Source organism: Exiguobacterium sp. s138 (assembly GCF_018618775.1).
Lineage (GTDB): Bacteria > Bacillota > Bacilli > Exiguobacteriales > Exiguobacteriaceae > Exiguobacterium_A > Exiguobacterium_A artemiae.
In genome coordinates this window covers 97,191-111,794 of record NZ_JACSMW010000004.1, presented here as the reverse complement: position 1 = coordinate 111,794, position 14,604 = coordinate 97,191, and the positions used below count along the sequence as shown (strand labels likewise).

The 14,604-nt window shown below is 47.3% G+C and carries 17 protein-coding genes; 3 read left to right on the top strand and 14 right to left on the bottom strand.

Features of this window, described 5'->3' with window-relative positions; genetic code table 11:
- Positions 1-48: 48 nt before the first annotated feature.
- On the top strand, positions 49-744 hold the full coding sequence (locus tag KNP91_RS10690) for an alpha/beta hydrolase (protein ID WP_214850059.1): 696 nt from the start codon (positions 49-51) through the stop codon (positions 742-744).
- Positions 745-829: 85 nt separating this feature from the next.
- Here KNP91_RS10690 and KNP91_RS10685 read toward each other — a convergent pair whose 3' ends face one another.
- The 5 genes from KNP91_RS10685 to KNP91_RS10665 all read right to left on the bottom strand — a co-directional run bounded on the left by KNP91_RS10685 (position 830) and on the right by KNP91_RS10665 (position 6,841).
- On the bottom strand, positions 830-1,765 hold the full coding sequence (locus tag KNP91_RS10685) for a carbohydrate kinase family protein (protein ID WP_012371776.1): 936 nt from the start codon (positions 1,763-1,765) through the stop codon (positions 830-832).
- Positions 1,752-2,603: a PRD domain-containing protein gene (locus tag KNP91_RS10680; protein WP_353048727.1), complete on the bottom strand. Its 852-nt coding sequence runs from the start codon at positions 2,601-2,603 to the stop codon at positions 1,752-1,754. Before KNP91_RS10680 ends, KNP91_RS10685 begins: the two co-directional genes overlap by 14 nt.
- Before the next feature lie 108 nt (positions 2,604-2,711).
- The gene (locus tag KNP91_RS10675; RefSeq protein WP_214767586.1) at positions 2,712-4,124 is read right to left on the bottom strand and encodes a sucrose-specific PTS transporter subunit IIBC; all 1,413 of its coding nucleotides are present in this window, start codon (positions 4,122-4,124) and stop codon (positions 2,712-2,714) included.
- 173 nt (positions 4,125-4,297) lie between these two features.
- Positions 4,298-5,101, bottom strand: coding sequence for an endonuclease/exonuclease/phosphatase family protein (locus KNP91_RS10670; RefSeq protein ID WP_012371773.1), 804 nt, complete (start codon positions 5,099-5,101; stop codon positions 4,298-4,300).
- Positions 5,102-5,185: 84 nt separating this feature from the next.
- On the bottom strand, positions 5,186-6,841 hold the full coding sequence (locus KNP91_RS10665) for a PTS transporter subunit IIBC (RefSeq protein WP_214767593.1): 1,656 nt from the start codon (positions 6,839-6,841) through the stop codon (positions 5,186-5,188).
- Positions 6,842-7,093: 252 nt separating this feature from the next.
- Between KNP91_RS10665 and KNP91_RS10660 the strand changes: the two genes are divergently transcribed.
- Positions 7,094-7,378, top strand: coding sequence for a helix-turn-helix domain-containing protein (locus KNP91_RS10660; protein WP_214850056.1), 285 nt, complete (start codon positions 7,094-7,096; stop codon positions 7,376-7,378).
- A gap of 48 nt (positions 7,379-7,426) precedes the next feature.
- Here the strand turns inward: KNP91_RS10660 and queF are convergent, their stop codons facing one another.
- From queF to KNP91_RS10615, 9 genes are all read right to left on the bottom strand, one after another.
- Entirely contained in the window at positions 7,427-7,915 is a 489-nt protein-coding gene (gene queF, locus KNP91_RS10655; RefSeq protein WP_012371770.1) for a preQ(1) synthase, read from the bottom strand.
- Between the two features lie 11 nt (positions 7,916-7,926).
- On the bottom strand, positions 7,927-8,643 hold the full coding sequence (gene queE / locus KNP91_RS10650; RefSeq protein WP_214850054.1) for a 7-carboxy-7-deazaguanine synthase QueE: 717 nt from the start codon (positions 8,641-8,643) through the stop codon (positions 7,927-7,929).
- Positions 8,640-9,095 carry a 6-carboxytetrahydropterin synthase QueD gene (gene queD, locus KNP91_RS10645; protein ID WP_012371768.1) on the bottom strand — a complete coding sequence of 152 codons (456 nt, stop codon included), beginning with the start codon at positions 9,093-9,095 and terminating at the stop codon, positions 8,640-8,642. The genes queE and queD overlap by 4 nt, the downstream gene beginning before the upstream one ends.
- Positions 9,092-9,748, bottom strand: coding sequence for a 7-cyano-7-deazaguanine synthase QueC (gene queC / locus KNP91_RS10640; RefSeq protein WP_214850052.1), 657 nt, complete (start codon positions 9,746-9,748; stop codon positions 9,092-9,094). The genes queD and queC overlap by 4 nt, the downstream gene beginning before the upstream one ends.
- Positions 9,749-9,918: 170 nt before the next feature.
- Positions 9,919-10,575 (bottom strand): bacillithiol biosynthesis deacetylase BshB2, encoded by a 657-nt coding sequence (gene bshB2, locus KNP91_RS10635; protein ID WP_214767602.1) that lies wholly within the window; start codon positions 10,573-10,575, stop codon positions 9,919-9,921.
- On the bottom strand, positions 10,575-10,940 hold the full coding sequence (locus KNP91_RS10630) for a YojF family protein (RefSeq protein WP_012371765.1): 366 nt from the start codon (positions 10,938-10,940) through the stop codon (positions 10,575-10,577). The genes bshB2 and KNP91_RS10630 overlap by 1 nt, the downstream gene beginning before the upstream one ends.
- A 61-nt stretch (positions 10,941-11,001) precedes the next feature.
- Positions 11,002-11,817, bottom strand: a complete 816-nt coding sequence (locus tag KNP91_RS10625; protein WP_012371764.1) for a bifunctional hydroxymethylpyrimidine kinase/phosphomethylpyrimidine kinase — start codon at positions 11,815-11,817, stop codon at positions 11,002-11,004.
- Positions 11,818-11,952: 135 nt separating this feature from the next.
- A complete protein-coding gene (locus tag KNP91_RS10620) occupies positions 11,953-12,957 on the bottom strand; it encodes an inorganic phosphate transporter (RefSeq protein WP_214767625.1) in 1,005 nt (334 codons plus the stop codon).
- A 16-nt stretch (positions 12,958-12,973) separates the two neighbouring features.
- Entirely contained in the window at positions 12,974-13,591 is a 618-nt protein-coding gene (locus KNP91_RS10615; protein ID WP_012371762.1) for a DUF47 domain-containing protein, read from the bottom strand.
- Positions 13,592-13,932: 341 nt separating this feature from the next.
- Between KNP91_RS10615 and cbpA the strand changes: the two genes are divergently transcribed.
- Positions 13,933-14,571 (top strand): cyclic di-AMP binding protein CbpA, encoded by a 639-nt coding sequence (gene cbpA, locus KNP91_RS10610; RefSeq protein ID WP_012371761.1) that lies wholly within the window; start codon positions 13,933-13,935, stop codon positions 14,569-14,571.
- The last annotated feature ends 33 nt before the right edge of the window (positions 14,572-14,604 follow it).

Below are 14,604 nucleotides of genomic sequence, written 5' to 3'. Positions count from 1 at the left end.
TGTGATTTAGCACATTATAATGGGTATCCTAAAAGAGGAGGGATGAACATGAAAAAATGGTTAAAACGCATCAGCGTCAGTTTGCTGATCATAGTTGGTATCTTAGTAGCGGCATTCATGATTTGGGCTCAGTTTGATTACATACCGACAAAAGAAGCGCAGCAATACCTTGGTGAACCGGTCGGTCAAGGCTATCAATTCGGAGATGACACAAGTGAAACAGGGTTCATTTTTTATCAAGGTGCAAAAGTGGATCCTGCCGCGTACAGTTATCTTGGTCATCAATTAGCGAAAGAAGGATATTACGTAGCGCTTCCGAAATTACCTTTTAATATTGCGCTGCTTGACTCTAAAAAAGGATTATCGATCATCGAAGATCATCCGAAAATCAAACGTTGGTATTTGATCGGACATTCGTTAGGCGGAAGCGCAGCCACAACGATTTTGGAAGACAGTCCGAAAATCAAAGGCATGATTTTTTTGGCTTCTTATCCGATTGATGCCATCAATACCCCATCGCTAACCGTTTACGGTGGACGGGATGGGGTGTTACCGGTCAAGGATATTGAGGACAGCAAACAGGATGTCCGCTCCGATGCGGTCTTTCATCTGATAAAAGAGGGGAACCATGCAAACTTCGGGATGTATGGAAAACAAAAAGGAGACAACAACAGTCCGTTGACGTCAAAAGCACAACAGGATGAAACGTTGAAGGTAATTCAGAAATTTGTATCTGGACAATAACAAAAGCCCGCTCTTCTGTCTGACCGGACAGGGGAGCGGGCTTGATGTTGTGTGAAATATCGTGTTTCCTCTGCTTGTGTCACGGTTATGTTAATCTTCGGGAGACCTCGTCAAGCGTCGGTAAGGCGGCCATCGCGCCTTTCACCGAGGCAGCCAATCCGCCGGAAATCGCGGCAAATCGACCGATATCCTGTAATTCTGTTTCATCCCAGTCAAACGAAAACGAGCGGATCGCGCATTGATGCAGGAGACCGGACATGAAGGCGTCGCCTGCTCCCGTCGTATCGATTGCATCCACCGAAATCGCCTGGATTTCAGCCATCGAGCGGTCGGTATAAAGCAGAGAACCTTCTGCGCCACGTGTTACAGCGAGCAAACGGATCGGATATTCTGCGAGCAGCTCGGCAGCCCCTTCATCCAGATTCGTCTGTCCCGTTAAAAAGGTCAGTTCCTCCTCCGCCAATTTCACGATTTGAGCATCCGGTAAGACGGAACGAATCGTGGAACGGGCGGCGTCCAAGTCCGACCATAACGATTCACGTAAGTTTGGATCGTAAGAGATGGGCACATTATTCGACTTTGCGACTTCAATCGCCCGCCGTGTTGCTTCGACCGCATCTCCGGAAATCAAGGAAATCGATCCGATGTGCAAAAGATCCGCTTCTGCAAGGGAATCTGGAATGTCTTTTTCATGAAAACTCATATCCGCCCGGTAACTGTTGATGAATTCAAACGACCGTTCACCGTCGGCGGCATTCGTGACAAGGACAAGACCGGTTTTATGCTCTGGATCAAAGACGAGATGATCCGTCTTCACCCCGTAATGGTGGAGTGTATCTTTCAAAAAGTGTCCCATCGAATCATCACCGACGGAACCGAGGAAATAACTGTCGGCACCGAGCCGTGCTAATCCGACGGCGACATTGGCCGGAGCACCACCCGGATTTTTTTGGAATGTTACATTATCGGCATCGAGTGGAATTAAATCAATCAGTGCTTCACCAAGACTATAAATTTTCATGTGATTTACTCCTTTCAAAATCTGGCCGGATCCGTTCTACATGAAGGGCCATATAGCCGACTTCGGATTGCGGCACAGTCGTCTGCAGTTCCTGTTCCAACCAAGCAGCCATATTTTCCGCACAGCGGAAAGCGTCCGTATACCGCGTTTTGACGGCAGACAAGATGACATTATCCATATCATGCAACGTTTGCCCTTGTTCGATCCGGGCTAAAACGAGTTTCATATGGGTGAAGAACCGGTAATAGGTCATCGACGTCGTTTCGATCGTCTGACCGAAAAAGGCTTCGATTTGTTCCCGCAACTCGTTTAGTAACGTCGCCGTTTGGAGGGCGGTTGCCATGTTGGGATGCCGTTGCCGCGCATTGTACAGGTGAAGGGCGATATTCGCAGCCTCTTCTTTTGGTAAGGAAACAGCTAACTTTTGTTCGATATGGGCGACGGCCCATTCGCCGATCTGATATTCGGCAGTATACAGCAATCGGATTTCTTCCGCCAACCGGTTGTGGACGACCAGTTGTTCCCGGGCCAGCCGGACGGCGTGGGCGAGGTGATCGGTCAGACTGACATGAATGTAGTCATGAAAAGGTGTTTTCAGTTCGCCTTCGGCATAAGAAATGATCTGTTCCGACAAATCGATGATATCGAGTGGTGTCGTCGTCAGGATTTCCTTGAACTGTTCAGCATTCTCAAAAGACGGGATGAACATTTTTTCGATTTTCGTCGGATCAACGGGATCCTTCTTTTTCTTGCCGAAAGCAATGCCCGGTCCCATGATGATCCGTTCCTGACCTTGTTCTTTTGTGACGATCGCGTTGTTATTGAGTACTTTATGAATGATCAGTCTGACTACCTCCTTTCTACTTCTATTATACGGGTTATCGGCAATCTAGGAAAACTGACAAATGCGACCCGAAGAGGATTCTCAAGGGGTCGCATTTTTTAATTAAGCAGCCAAATCCGTCTGTTTTTGTTTGCGTGCATCGAGACGCATCAAGATGACGGTAGAAACGAAGGCTGTTGCGACAGCAATCGCAAAACCAACGAGGTAGTTGATTAAATTCGAAGCGCCAAGCGGTGCGACGATGGCGATCATCGGGATACCCGTCAATCCGTAAGCATTCGCTGCGACTTGCGTCAAGACGACGTATCCACCGCCGATTGCACCGCCGATTGCGCCACCGATAAACGGTTTACCGAGTCGGAGGTTGACCCCGTAGATGACCGGTTCCGTGATTCCGAGAAACGCCGAAAAAGCGGACGGAAGAGCGAGTGCTTTGAGTTTAACGTTTTTCGTCATGAAGTAAACCGCAAGGCCAGCTCCGCCTTGAGCGACGTTCGCCATCGACCAGATCGGGAGCAGGAAGTTTTTGCCGATACTCTTGTCGGCAAGGAGTCCTGCTTCAATCGCATGGAAACTGTGGTGCATCCCTGTAATGACGATTGTCGAGTACAGACCGCCGAACAGAAGGCCGGCGACGACCGAGAATTGCTCATAGAAGAAGACGAGAACAAACGAGATCCCTTTTCCGAGCAACGTTCCGATCGGGCCGATGACGATCAGGGCGAGGAATCCCGTTACGAGGATCGTTACGAACGGTGTGACGAGAAGATCGAGTGTTTCCGGTGTCCGTTTACGGACCTGCTGTTCGATTTTAGCCATGACCCAAACTGTCAGAAGGACCGGGAAAACTGTTCCTTGATAGCCGATCAATTCAATGTTCATGCCGAGGAAATGCATCACTTCCGGTTCGCTGTTTCCGAGTGTCCACGGATTCAACAACGACGGATGGGTCATGATGCCGCCGATGACGGCACCGAGATACGGATTCGCTCCGAATTCACGGGCCGCCGAGAAACCAATCAGAATCGGTAAGATGATGAAGGCAGAGGACGAGAACATATCGAGCAACTGAACGATGGCCGAGTCACCACTGACCCAACCGAAGGCTTTAATCATGCCGAGCAGTCCCATTAACAGACCGGCAGCGACGATGGCCGGAATCAACGGTACGAAGACGTTGGATAACGAGCGGGCGAGACGGGCAAAAGGATTTAATTTTTGCGAAGCGGCTTTTTTGACATCAAGCGGTTCTTCACCGTCCAGTTTCACACCGGCAAGCGGGGCGAATTCAGCGAAGACTTTGTTGACTGTGCCTGTTCCGAAGATGATTTGGTATTGACCGGAACTTGAAAATGCACCGCTGACACCGTCTAAATCTTCGAGTGCCGCTTGATCGACTTTCGATTCATCGTGTAAGACAAGACGAAGGCGTGTCGCGCAATGGGCGGCGGTAATGATGTTTTCCCGACCTCCGACGAGTTCAAGGACACGGGCTGCAGTTTGTTTGTAATCCATCTTGAGTTCCTCCTTTAGGAAAGGCGTGCGGCAAACAAGGCACAAAAAAAGGCAAGACCGAACAGCATCTCCACGAACGAGATGCTGAATCGGTCTTGCCAGCCGTACTGTCACAATCCGCACTATTGACTTGTTGTTCTCATCATAAAAAGAAAAGAAAGCGTTGTCAACCGTTAAATGGGTTCTTTTTGAATCGAGATATCGACTTCGACTCCGAAGTGGTCCGAAACGACCGGTGCGAAAACACCGTCAAAGACGACTCCGACACGATCGACATCAATTTTTCGATTCGATAAGACCAAGTCGAGACGTAATCCTTTTTGATTTTCTTCCCAACCATCGATTTTTCCTTCGACCGTCTCGATGCCGACGGTTTCCTGCGCCAGCAAAAAGACATCATGAAGGCCGCGTTGCATCATATAGTCATAACCGGTCTCACGTTCCAATGCATCATTGTTGAAGTCTCCCATGAACATCGTCCATTCCAAAGGATCCATGCGGGCAATCAGATTGTTGAACTGTTCGCTGAACGGCTCATCCGCATCTTCCCACCAGCCGAGATGGCAGGAATTAAAGGTGATTGGTGTCCCGTCGAGGTCAATCGTCGCCCGGACGATTTTGCGGGACTTCCAGTCCATCGTATCCTGACTGCGGCTGATGTAATAACTGTCCGACTTTAAAATAGGATGTTTCGTCAAGAGGGCAAGACCTTCTTCATACGCATCATATCCGATATGCGAGAAGTCCCAGACAAACGAATAATCGAAACCTTGTTTAGCCAAGGCTTGTTGAATCAGATAGACAAAATTATCTTCACGGATGTTGTTATACAGAACAGGCGTGTCCATCAGTTGACTGACTTCCTGTAAGGCGATGACATCATAATCCTGTTGAATGATTTGCGTAACGATTTGATCAAGTTTCTCGAGTTGATCAGTTTCTTGCCAAGAGTGGCAGTTTAATGTGAGTAATCGCATGGGTTGATCCTCCTGTTTTTCAATAAAGAAAGGTGAAACTCAACAAGAGCTTCACCTTTTCTTATTTACCCTAAATCATCTGGTTTATGCGCCGATTCGATCTTGGATATCTGATTTTAAGACATCTGCTTTAGGACCGTAAATGGCTTGCACGCCATTATTTTTTAGGATTAATCCGAGTGCACCGTTGGATTTCCAATCCGATTCCGGGGCAACGAGGCTTGGATCTTTGACCGTGACACGTAACCGTGTCATGCAGGCATCGACTTCCTCGATGTTCGATTGACCGCCGAGTAATCCAATAATCCGTGATGCCTGTGATTGATCGGTTGTTGCAGCCGCTTCATTCGAAGCTTGAGCATTGTCCGAAACGACGACATCATCCAAGTAGTTTCCGTTACGGCCTGGTGTCGCATAGTTGAACTTTTTAATGACGAAACGGAATGTAAAGAAGTTCAAGAAGAAGAAGAAGACACAGACACCGATGAAGCGGATTAAATCACCAATCAGTCCTGCTTTGGCAATCAGCGGAATCCGTGTCAGCAATTCAATGGCGCCGAACGCATGAATCCGAAGATGCATGACGTCAGCCAAAGCAAAGGCGACACCTGTTAAGACGGCATAGATGACGTAAAGTACAGGTGCGATGAACATGAACATGAATTCGATCGGCTCTGTGACTCCTGTTAAGAAGACGGCAAGACCAGCAGATAAGAAGACCGGTTTGTACGCTTTCTTTTTGTCTTCGTCAACCGACATGTACATGGCAACCGCGACACCGATTAAAGAAGCAAGAGAAGTGACAACTTGTCCTTCTTTGAAACGTGCCGGGACGACACTGTTGATTAAATCGTTGTATCCTTGGGTATTACCTGCTTGTTTTAAGTTGACGAGATCGGTAATCCAAGCGAGCCATAACGGGTCTTGACCTGCGACGGTCGAACCTTGGGCCGCACCTGTTAAAATCTTATACGTTCCTCCGAGCTCCGTGTAGTTCATCGGAACCGTCAGCATGTGGTGAAGACCAAACGGTAAGAGCAGACGTTCCAGTGTTCCGTAGACAAACGGAGCAAGGATCGGTGCCGTATCGCGTGACGTCGCGATCCAGCGTCCGAAGTCATTGAGTAATCCTTGAACGAACGGCCAAACGAGTGATAAAACGAACGCGGCAACGACGGATCCACCGATGACGACGAATGGCACAAATCGTTTACCGTTGAAGAACGCAAGTGCATCAGGCAGCTTGCTGAAGTTATAAAATTTATTGAAGAGTACGGCTCCGAGGAAACCGGAAATAATTCCGACGAATACGCCCATGTTGAGTGCCGGAGCACCAAGGACAGAAGTGAAATAATCTTTCACGATTAAATCAGAACCAAGTAAAGATGTGACAGTTGCTTTTGGATCTGCCAGCATCGCCGAATTGACACCGAAGATGGCACCTGTAACGCGGTTGACCAAAATAAACGCAAGCAATGCGGCGAATGCGCCGCCGGCCCGTTCTTTTGCCCACGATCCACCGATCGCAACGGCGAACAGGACGTGGAGATTAGTAATGATGGCCCAACCTAAATCTTCAACGATTCTTGCAACCGTTTGCATAAATACGATGTCACCACCGTACATCCCAATCAACTTCCCGATCGAGATCATGATTCCGGCAGCTGGCATGACTGCGATGACTACCATTAACGCTTTTCCTAGCTTTTGCCAGAAATCAAATGAAATCTTGTTTTTCATGTGGTCTCACTCCTCTATGTATCTGTTATCTGTGTAATTAGTGCAAAAAATGTAAGCGATTAATGCAACCGCTTGCACCTAGAATTGTAAGCGATAACTTTTTAAAAAGCTAGTTCTTTTTTATTATTTTTTTGAAATTATATTTTAGATAATGAATATTATGAATAGAAGGGTGTTGAAAAATGAAAATCGGGAATAAGTTAACAGGAATGAAAGCGGAGCGTCAGGTGCTTGGAAAAAGGAGACGAAATCATGAGTGAATCGATCAGTCCTCTGACAAACTATGGGGAACGAATTCGAACGTTACGGAACCGGCAAGGCATGGAGCTGGAACAGCTTGCTGAACTGACGGAAACGACACCGGAAATGATGAATCGGATTGAACGAAGCCTGGCTCATCCTTCCTTTTCGATGGTTGAACGGCTGGCAAAGGTTCTGGGTGTTCCGTACGAACATTTACTGCGTGACATTTGGCCGGCGCAAATGATTTTTCAACAAGAAGAACATCAAAAAATCATTGATTTACCATCCAGTTAACAACGGAAAAATCCTCTTTCACCGACAGGTGGAAGAGGATTTTTGGTATTACCGGTTATCGATTGTTTCTGGATATAAATCATGATTGAAGAGACGGTGTTCGGCCATCTGTTCATATTTCGTTCCCGGTTTACCGTAATTGTAGTACGGGTCGATCGAAATTCCGCCGCGTGGCGTGAATTTTCCCCATACTTCAAGGTAACGGGGTTCCATCAGTTTGACGAGATCTTTCCCGATGACATTGATACAGTTTTCATGGAAGTCACCGTGATTGCGGAAACTGAACAGGTAGAGTTTTAATGATTTGGATTCGACTAATTTTTCATCCGGGATATACGAGATATAGATCGTCGCAAAGTCCGGTTGATTCGTAATCGGGCAAAGACTTGTAAATTCAGGGGCATTGAATTTAACAAAGTAATCATTTTCCGGGTGACGGTTCGGGAAGGCTTCAAGCACTTCCGGCTGATATTCAAAAATATAAGGGACAGACTTTTGACCAAGTAAGGACAAATCGTTTAAATCTTCTGGACGCATAATTAATCTCCTTAAACGCCGCGGTCGTTTGCGAAAACGAGGGCATGTAGTTGTGGAAGGACACGTGCGTGATTAAATCGTTCGTCAGCTGCAATGCGTTCCCATAAAGTTTTTAAATCAGATAACATCCGCGGAGCAATCGTACCTTCTTCCGCAGGATCCGGATTACCGAGTGACAGGTAAAGCGTTTTTAAGGCATACCGGTCAGAGATGGCAGCCGCAAAATCAAGATCGGCCTCATCAAAGATGACGATCTTCACAGCCCGTTGCTGCTCCGGCAACCGTTTGAAAAAGACATCAAGACGGTCGTAATCAACCGTCATACCACTCGACGGTGGTTTCGGACTGATCGTGACGTCTTCAATATCAAGAACCCAGTTCTGCCAGTAAGAACCTTGTGTTTCGACCGACATCGTGATGCCGCGGCTCTTCAGCGCATCGACGAGGGTTCCGATCGAGGCGTGCAACAATGGATTACCACCGGAAATCGTGACATGTCCGTATGAGCCGAGGGCATCGAGTTGTACCAGGATTTCATCTGCTGTCAGTAAATCCGGCTTCTCCGATCCGTCCCAAGTAAATGCCGAGTCACACCAGGCGCAGGAATAATCGCAGCCGCCGGTCCGGACGAACATCGTTTTTTGACCGATGGAACGTCCTTCGCCTTGGAAGGTCGGACCGAAGATTTCAAGTACAGGAATCTTCGGTGTTTTCTTCAGTTGACTCATGACTCAAGCATCCATTCCCGGCGGACTTCTGCAAATGCCGTCGGTGTTTCATACAGTTTGACGAACTCGACACGGAGACCCCGTTCGTCCGGCAGGTGTTTGCCGAGTGTCTCAAAAATCCAGGCCGACATGTTTTCAGCCGTTGTATTCATGTAGGGAAGAGACTCGTTCAAGTACCGGTGGTCAAGCAACGGTTCGAGATGCTCTTTGAAAATTTTCTTCAAATCACCAAAGTCGAGTGTCATGCCGCGATGATCCAGGAATCCGCTGATGCCGAGATCGACGTGATACGTATGCCCGTGCAGAGCACGGCATTTGCCGTCATAGTCATACAGGTGATGCGCTGCGTCAAACGTCAATTTTTTAACGATCATGACACGGGATTTTGTATAAATAAGCGAGTCACCGGTCGGGCGCTCGACAGTTTCGGGTGCTTCATAATTGAATTTCATGTGTGTTGGACCTCCTCGATGTAGGCATCTAAGCCTTTTTTCCGTAATTCACAAGCCGGGCAATCGCCGCAGCCGTCTCCGATGATGCCGTTGTAGCACGTCAATGTCCGCTTGCGGACAAAATCAAACGCGCCGAGCGAATCAGCCAGTGCCCATGTCTCTTTTTTATCGAGCCACATAAGCGGAGTATGAATCACGAATGGATAGTCCATCGCGAGGTTAAGTGTCACATTCAGTGACTTGATGAAGGAATCACGGCAATCGGGATAACCGGAAAAGTCCGTTTCGCATACGCCGGTAATGATATGGCGGATACCGCGTCCTTTCGCGAGGACGGCTGCGAAGGACAGGAACAGATGATTTCGGCCGTCTACAAAGGTAGAAGGAAGTCCGTCTTCGTTTGTCGTGATCGATTGTGAGTGGTCAGTCAGAGAGTTGCTTGTCAATTGACTGAGGAGTGAGAGATCGAGTTCGTGATGCTTCACACCGAGTTCATATGTGATTTCGCGAGCGACATCGAGTTCTGCGGCATGACGTTGTCCGTAGTTGAAGGTAACGACTTCAACTTCTGAATAGTCGGCGAGTGCCTGAAACAGGCAGGTCGTCGAATCTTGACCGCCACTGAAGACGACAAGAGCACGTTCATTTTTCATTGGATACACTTCCATTCCTAGTTTTTGTGACGGAGGAGGTTACGAACTCCGGAGACACAGTCTCAACTATTCACACTAGCAGAAGGCGGCTGAAAAGTCGACTGACAATGAAGGATTTCACGAGACAAAAAAAGCACCCTTGAACGACAGTGCGCTCAAGGGTGAAGGAATCATAACGGATAATGATAATACCGCTCTTTGACGAGCAGATCACGGATGTTCGAGTCTTCTGAGATGACTTTCATTAAGCCGCCGGTTTGGGAAGCATGTGCCTGAAGGGCAGCGATTTTTTGATCGGTATAAGCGCTGACATCATGGACAAACGTTCCTTCACCGAGTTCGTCACGCGTATTGTTAGCGAAGGCGACGGCTAAAAATTCAGGCCGCTCGTTTTCGTCCATCGCGCGAAGTGCCCGGACGACGGCACGGGCTGTTGCTTCGTGATCCGGATGGACGGCGTAACCGGGATAAAACGAAATCACACGTGTCGGTTGTGTTTTCACAATCAATTCGCCGATCCGCTCAGCGAGCATCGCTTCGTCTTCGAACTCGACCGTCTTGTCGCGAAGTCCCCACATTTGTAAATCGGAAATCTTCATCTTTTCCGAAGCGGCAATCAGCTCGCGTTTGCGGATCGTCGCGAGCTCTTCACGATTCGTAAAGACAGGCCGTCCCATATTGCGTCCCATTTCACCGAGTGTCAGGCAGGCATACGTGACAGGTCCGCGATTCTCTGCATGTTCAATAATCGTTCCAGCCGAGCTGAACGCTTCATCATCCGGGTGAGGGAAGATGACGAGAAGATGATCTTGTTCGTTGTACGCCATTATTCTACCTCCTCTGCGCCTTGCGCGAATGGAGTCGGACTGAGTTCGAAGGCAATCGCAAGGCGTCCTTCAACGTCGTGTCCGGCAATCAACAATTGATCGCCTGCAAATTCATAATCGGTTAAACCTTCGCCGTACAACCAACCGTGGGCCAGTTTCAGACCGATCCGGTATGGACCGTTTCCGGTAATCAGACCACGCTCGTACGTAATCTCAGCATTGCGGAAAAACATGCCGGCACTGTGGAATGTCGGATCCTGGTGTGTCGCATACGCACCGTTCGTCGTTTCGACGTGAACGTAAAGTGGTGTATTGGCATGCTTATCAATATAGTCTTGTACAGCTGTTAAATCCAGTGCTTGCATGATAAATCCCCTTTCCTATACAGAAAGAAGTCCGCGAACGTTGCGCGGACTTCCTGAACGATTAAGACGTTACTGTTCGATGAGCAGCGTGGTCAGTCGGGCCGACATATTCATTCAACCGGAATGAATGACGAATCGCAGAAGTGATAAACGATTTCGCTGTACGGACCGCTTGCTCCACGGAAGCTCCTTTTGCGAGTTCAGCCGTGATGGCGGCGGAGTAGGTGCATCCTGCTCCGTGCGTATACGGTGTCTCAATACGTTCGTCCTCAATTAGGATAAACTCTTTTCCGTCATAAAGCACGTCAACTGCTTGCGGGTGGTCAATCTTGCTGCCGCCTTTAACAAGGACGTATTGCGCGCCTTTTTCATGAATCCGGGCAGCTGCGAGCTTCATTTCATCGATTGTCGAAGGGGTTTTTCCAAGCCCCGATAATTGACCTGCTTCAAAGACGTTAGGAGTCACGACTGTTGCGAGCGGTGTCAGGATATCACGTAAAGCGTTCGCCGTATCCGGATTCAGGACCTCATCTTCGCCTTTACAGACCATGACCGGATCGATGACGACATTTTTGACACCAGATGACTTGATTTTTTCAGCAACGACTTCAATGATTTCGACAGTCGGGAGCATACCCGTCTTCATCGCATCTACACCAATTCCTCCAAGGACCGTATGGATTTGTGTCCGGACGAGTTCGGCATCGATTGGATAAACCGCATGGTGCCAAGAATGATCAGGATCTTGAGCAACGATGACCGTCAATGCGTTCATCCCGTAGACTTCAAGTTCCTGGAACGTCTTCAAATCAGCTTGAATACCAGCGCCGCCACTCGTGTCAGAGCCGGCAATCGTTAAAGCTTTACGTTTTGTCATGTGGAATTCCTCCTAAATAAAATAAGCATATCTTCTTGCCATCAATCATAGCGAATTCTAGTCCAAGCGACAACTGCAGGGGCTTAATCAAGACAGAAAATCCCCACCTAGCCGACTAGATGGGGAGGGAATGAATCATTTAATGAATAGGAAATCAAGAATGTAATAGATGAGCGCAGCCATTGCCATCGAAATCGGCAATGTGATGACCCATGTAATCAACATTCGTTGTGCTGTTCCCCATTTAACGCCTTTTTTCCGGTGTGATGTACCTACACCGAGAATGGCAGAAGAGATGACGTGTGTCGTTGAAACCGGTAAGTGGATTGCTGTCGCACCAAAGATGATGGCAGCAGACGTCAAGTCAGCCGCAACACCGTTGACGGGACGGATTTTCATGATTTGTCCACCAACCGTCTTGATGATCCGCCATCCACCGACGGATGTTCCGAGACCCATGGCAATCGCACACGATAATTTAACCCAAAGTGCGACTTCATGATCCGTTTGGAAACCGGAGGAAATGAGGGCAAGCGTGATGATACCCATCGCTTTTTGCGCATCGTTCGTTCCGTGTGTATACGATTGAAGCGCAGCTGTTGCGATTTGCATATGACGGAAACGACGATTCGTCTTCGCCAAATTCCCTTTTTTGAATACAACTTTGAAAATACCGTAAACGATAAAACCAAGAGTAAAGGCAAGAATCGGTGAAATGATCAGAGCCTGAACGATTTTTAAAATCCCTTTAGCTTCAATTCCGCCAAAGCCGACGGATGCAATGGCTGCACCGGCGATTGAACCGATCAACGTATGCGAAGAACTAGACGGAATACCGAAATACCACGTCAAGAGGTTCCAGGCAATAGCAGAGAGTAAAGCAGCAATGACGACATAACTTCCGTGCTGCAGCGTCGACGGATCGACGATATCGCTGGAAATTGTTTTAGCAACGCCAGTAAACGTGATTGCACCTAAAAAATTCATCGTCGCAGCCAGGATGATGGCGTGACGCGGTTTCAAAGCACGAGTCGACACCGAAGTCGCAATCGAGTTCGCTGTATCGTGGAAACCGTTAATGAAGTCGAAGCTAAGTGCGAGAATGACGATTATGGCGGTGATGATAAACAGACTATCCATCTCGTTAGCTCCTCACTTATGCGTTTTTCATGATGATCGTTTCAATGACGTTTGCTGCATCTTGGCAGTAATCGGCGATTGACTCGAGCGACTCATAAATTTCTTTGTATTGAATGATTTTGATTGGATCTGTTTCTGTTGCGAACAATGCTTTGATTGATTTGCGACGCAAGTTGTCACAGATTGTTTCTTGTTCTTTTACTTTGATGACGTGTTCGCGCATCGGCTGAAGTTTGCGTGCGACTAACAAATCCATTGATAAAGCGAGCTCATTAACGGCAATGTGGATCTCATCCACAAAACGGATCATATGCTCGTCTGCTTGGACGATGTTGTAAATTTCAAAAATAGCAGAACATTCTTCAAAACCGTCAAGGACGTCGTCAAGTGAATTAGCAAGTGCTAATAAATCTTCACGGTCGATCGGTGTGATGAACGCGTTGTTCAAATCGATGATCAATTGGTGCATCAGATCGTCACCGGCTGTTTCAAAATCTTTTACTTTATGGGCGAATTCTTTGACATCGGCAATACCATTAATTTTAAAATCAACGAAAAATTGTGACGTTCGTTGCAAGTGTCCTGCAATCTCAGATAATTTAACCGCGAATGGATCTTGTTTTTTACTGAACATTTCTTCTGCCTCCATATTAAGAACAAGAATAGAATAGTGAAGTGACTTCACGAGTTCGATTGTATCAGACGCTATTGTAAAAGAATACAACTATGTCCCGTCTTTACGAAATCTTAATAAATCTTAATACTAATGGGATTGCTGATTTAACAAAGAATTAAAAATTGAAACAATAAGATGGATTCGCTTATTAATCTTGGGGAAACTTGTGTTTTCCGTTGCCCTTTGTAAGGGAATAGAAGAAAAGCAGGAGAAGGAAGAGCGGAAGCGAATAAGAAATTAAGTTAGAGCGCCATGTAAATCAGGTATAATCATGTAAAGGAAAGAGGAGGACGTTTTGTATGCTCGTTCAAAGTTTGTGTATTCCGAAACACCAGTGTGTCAAGATTTCAGAGACGGCTACCCTGCGAGAAGCGTTACAGACGCTGGAAGAGACAGGATACCGCTGTGTCCCGGTTCTTGATCAAACCGGTCAGTTGTTCAAAGGAAACATCTATAAAATGCATATTTACCGTCACGGAATGAACGGCGGAAGTTTAGACGACAACGTTATGACGTTGATCAAAAACACGACGAAGTTCATCTACACAGGCAGTAACTTCTTTGAAGTCTTTTTCTCCATCAAAGAATTGCCTTACATTGCTGTTCTGAACGATGATGGACAATTTTTCGGGATTTTACCCCACGGAAAAATGCTGGGTATGCTCGAAGAAGCGTGGAACCGCGATTCAGGCAGTTATGTCCTGACGGTTGCCCTCAGTGAACAAAAAGGGGCGCTTGAAAAGATCGCGAAAATCATTAACAAATACTCAACGGTTGCGAGTCTAATGACATTGGATGCAAAAAGCAGTGTCATGCGCCGTGTCTTGATCACATTACCAACGGATTGTGATGAGAAGACGAAAAAGAAAATCGTCAAGAAATTAAACGAAAAAGGACTCCGCGTCGTTGCTGTCGAGGACTTGGCAGTTCGTGTATAATGACTAGGAAATCCGAAGGACCAGCAATTGGTC

What these genes read in the sequence shown, in the direction of transcription:
- KNP91_RS10690 (WP_214850059.1), top strand. Translation starts at nt 49, where the DNA reads ATGAAAAAATGGTTAAAACGCATCAGCGTCAGTTTGCTGATCATAGTT.
- KNP91_RS10685 (WP_012371776.1), bottom strand. Translation starts at nt 1,765, where the DNA reads ATGAAAATTTATAGTCTTGGTGAAGCACTGATTGATTTAATTCCACTC.
- KNP91_RS10675 (WP_214767586.1), bottom strand. Translation starts at nt 4,124, where the DNA reads ATGGATTACAAACAAACTGCAGCCCGTGTCCTTGAACTCGTCGGAGGT.
- KNP91_RS10670 (WP_012371773.1), bottom strand. Translation starts at nt 5,101, where the DNA reads ATGCGATTACTCACATTAAACTGCCACTCTTGGCAAGAAACTGATCAA.
- KNP91_RS10665 (WP_214767593.1), bottom strand. Translation starts at nt 6,841, where the DNA reads ATGAAAAACAAGATTTCATTTGATTTCTGGCAAAAGCTAGGAAAAGCG.
- KNP91_RS10660 (WP_214850056.1), top strand. Translation starts at nt 7,094, where the DNA reads ATGAGTGAATCGATCAGTCCTCTGACAAACTATGGGGAACGAATTCGA.
- queF (WP_012371770.1), bottom strand. Translation starts at nt 7,915, where the DNA reads ATGCGTCCAGAAGATTTAAACGATTTGTCCTTACTTGGTCAAAAGTCT.
- queE (WP_214850054.1), bottom strand. Translation starts at nt 8,643, where the DNA reads ATGAGTCAACTGAAGAAAACACCGAAGATTCCTGTACTTGAAATCTTC.
- queD (WP_012371768.1), bottom strand. Translation starts at nt 9,095, where the DNA reads ATGAAATTCAATTATGAAGCACCCGAAACTGTCGAGCGCCCGACCGGT.
- queC (WP_214850052.1), bottom strand. Translation starts at nt 9,748, where the DNA reads ATGAAAAATGAACGTGCTCTTGTCGTCTTCAGTGGCGGTCAAGATTCG.
- bshB2 (WP_214767602.1), bottom strand. Translation starts at nt 10,575, where the DNA reads ATGGCGTACAACGAACAAGATCATCTTCTCGTCATCTTCCCTCACCCG.
- KNP91_RS10630 (WP_012371765.1), bottom strand. Translation starts at nt 10,940, where the DNA reads ATGCAAGCACTGGATTTAACAGCTGTACAAGACTATATTGATAAGCAT.
- KNP91_RS10625 (WP_012371764.1), bottom strand. Translation starts at nt 11,817, where the DNA reads ATGACAAAACGTAAAGCTTTAACGATTGCCGGCTCTGACACGAGTGGC.
- KNP91_RS10620 (WP_214767625.1), bottom strand. Translation starts at nt 12,957, where the DNA reads ATGGATAGTCTGTTTATCATCACCGCCATAATCGTCATTCTCGCACTT.
- KNP91_RS10615 (WP_012371762.1), bottom strand. Translation starts at nt 13,591, where the DNA reads ATGTTCAGTAAAAAACAAGATCCATTCGCGGTTAAATTATCTGAGATT.
- cbpA (WP_012371761.1), top strand. Translation starts at nt 13,933, where the DNA reads ATGCTCGTTCAAAGTTTGTGTATTCCGAAACACCAGTGTGTCAAGATT.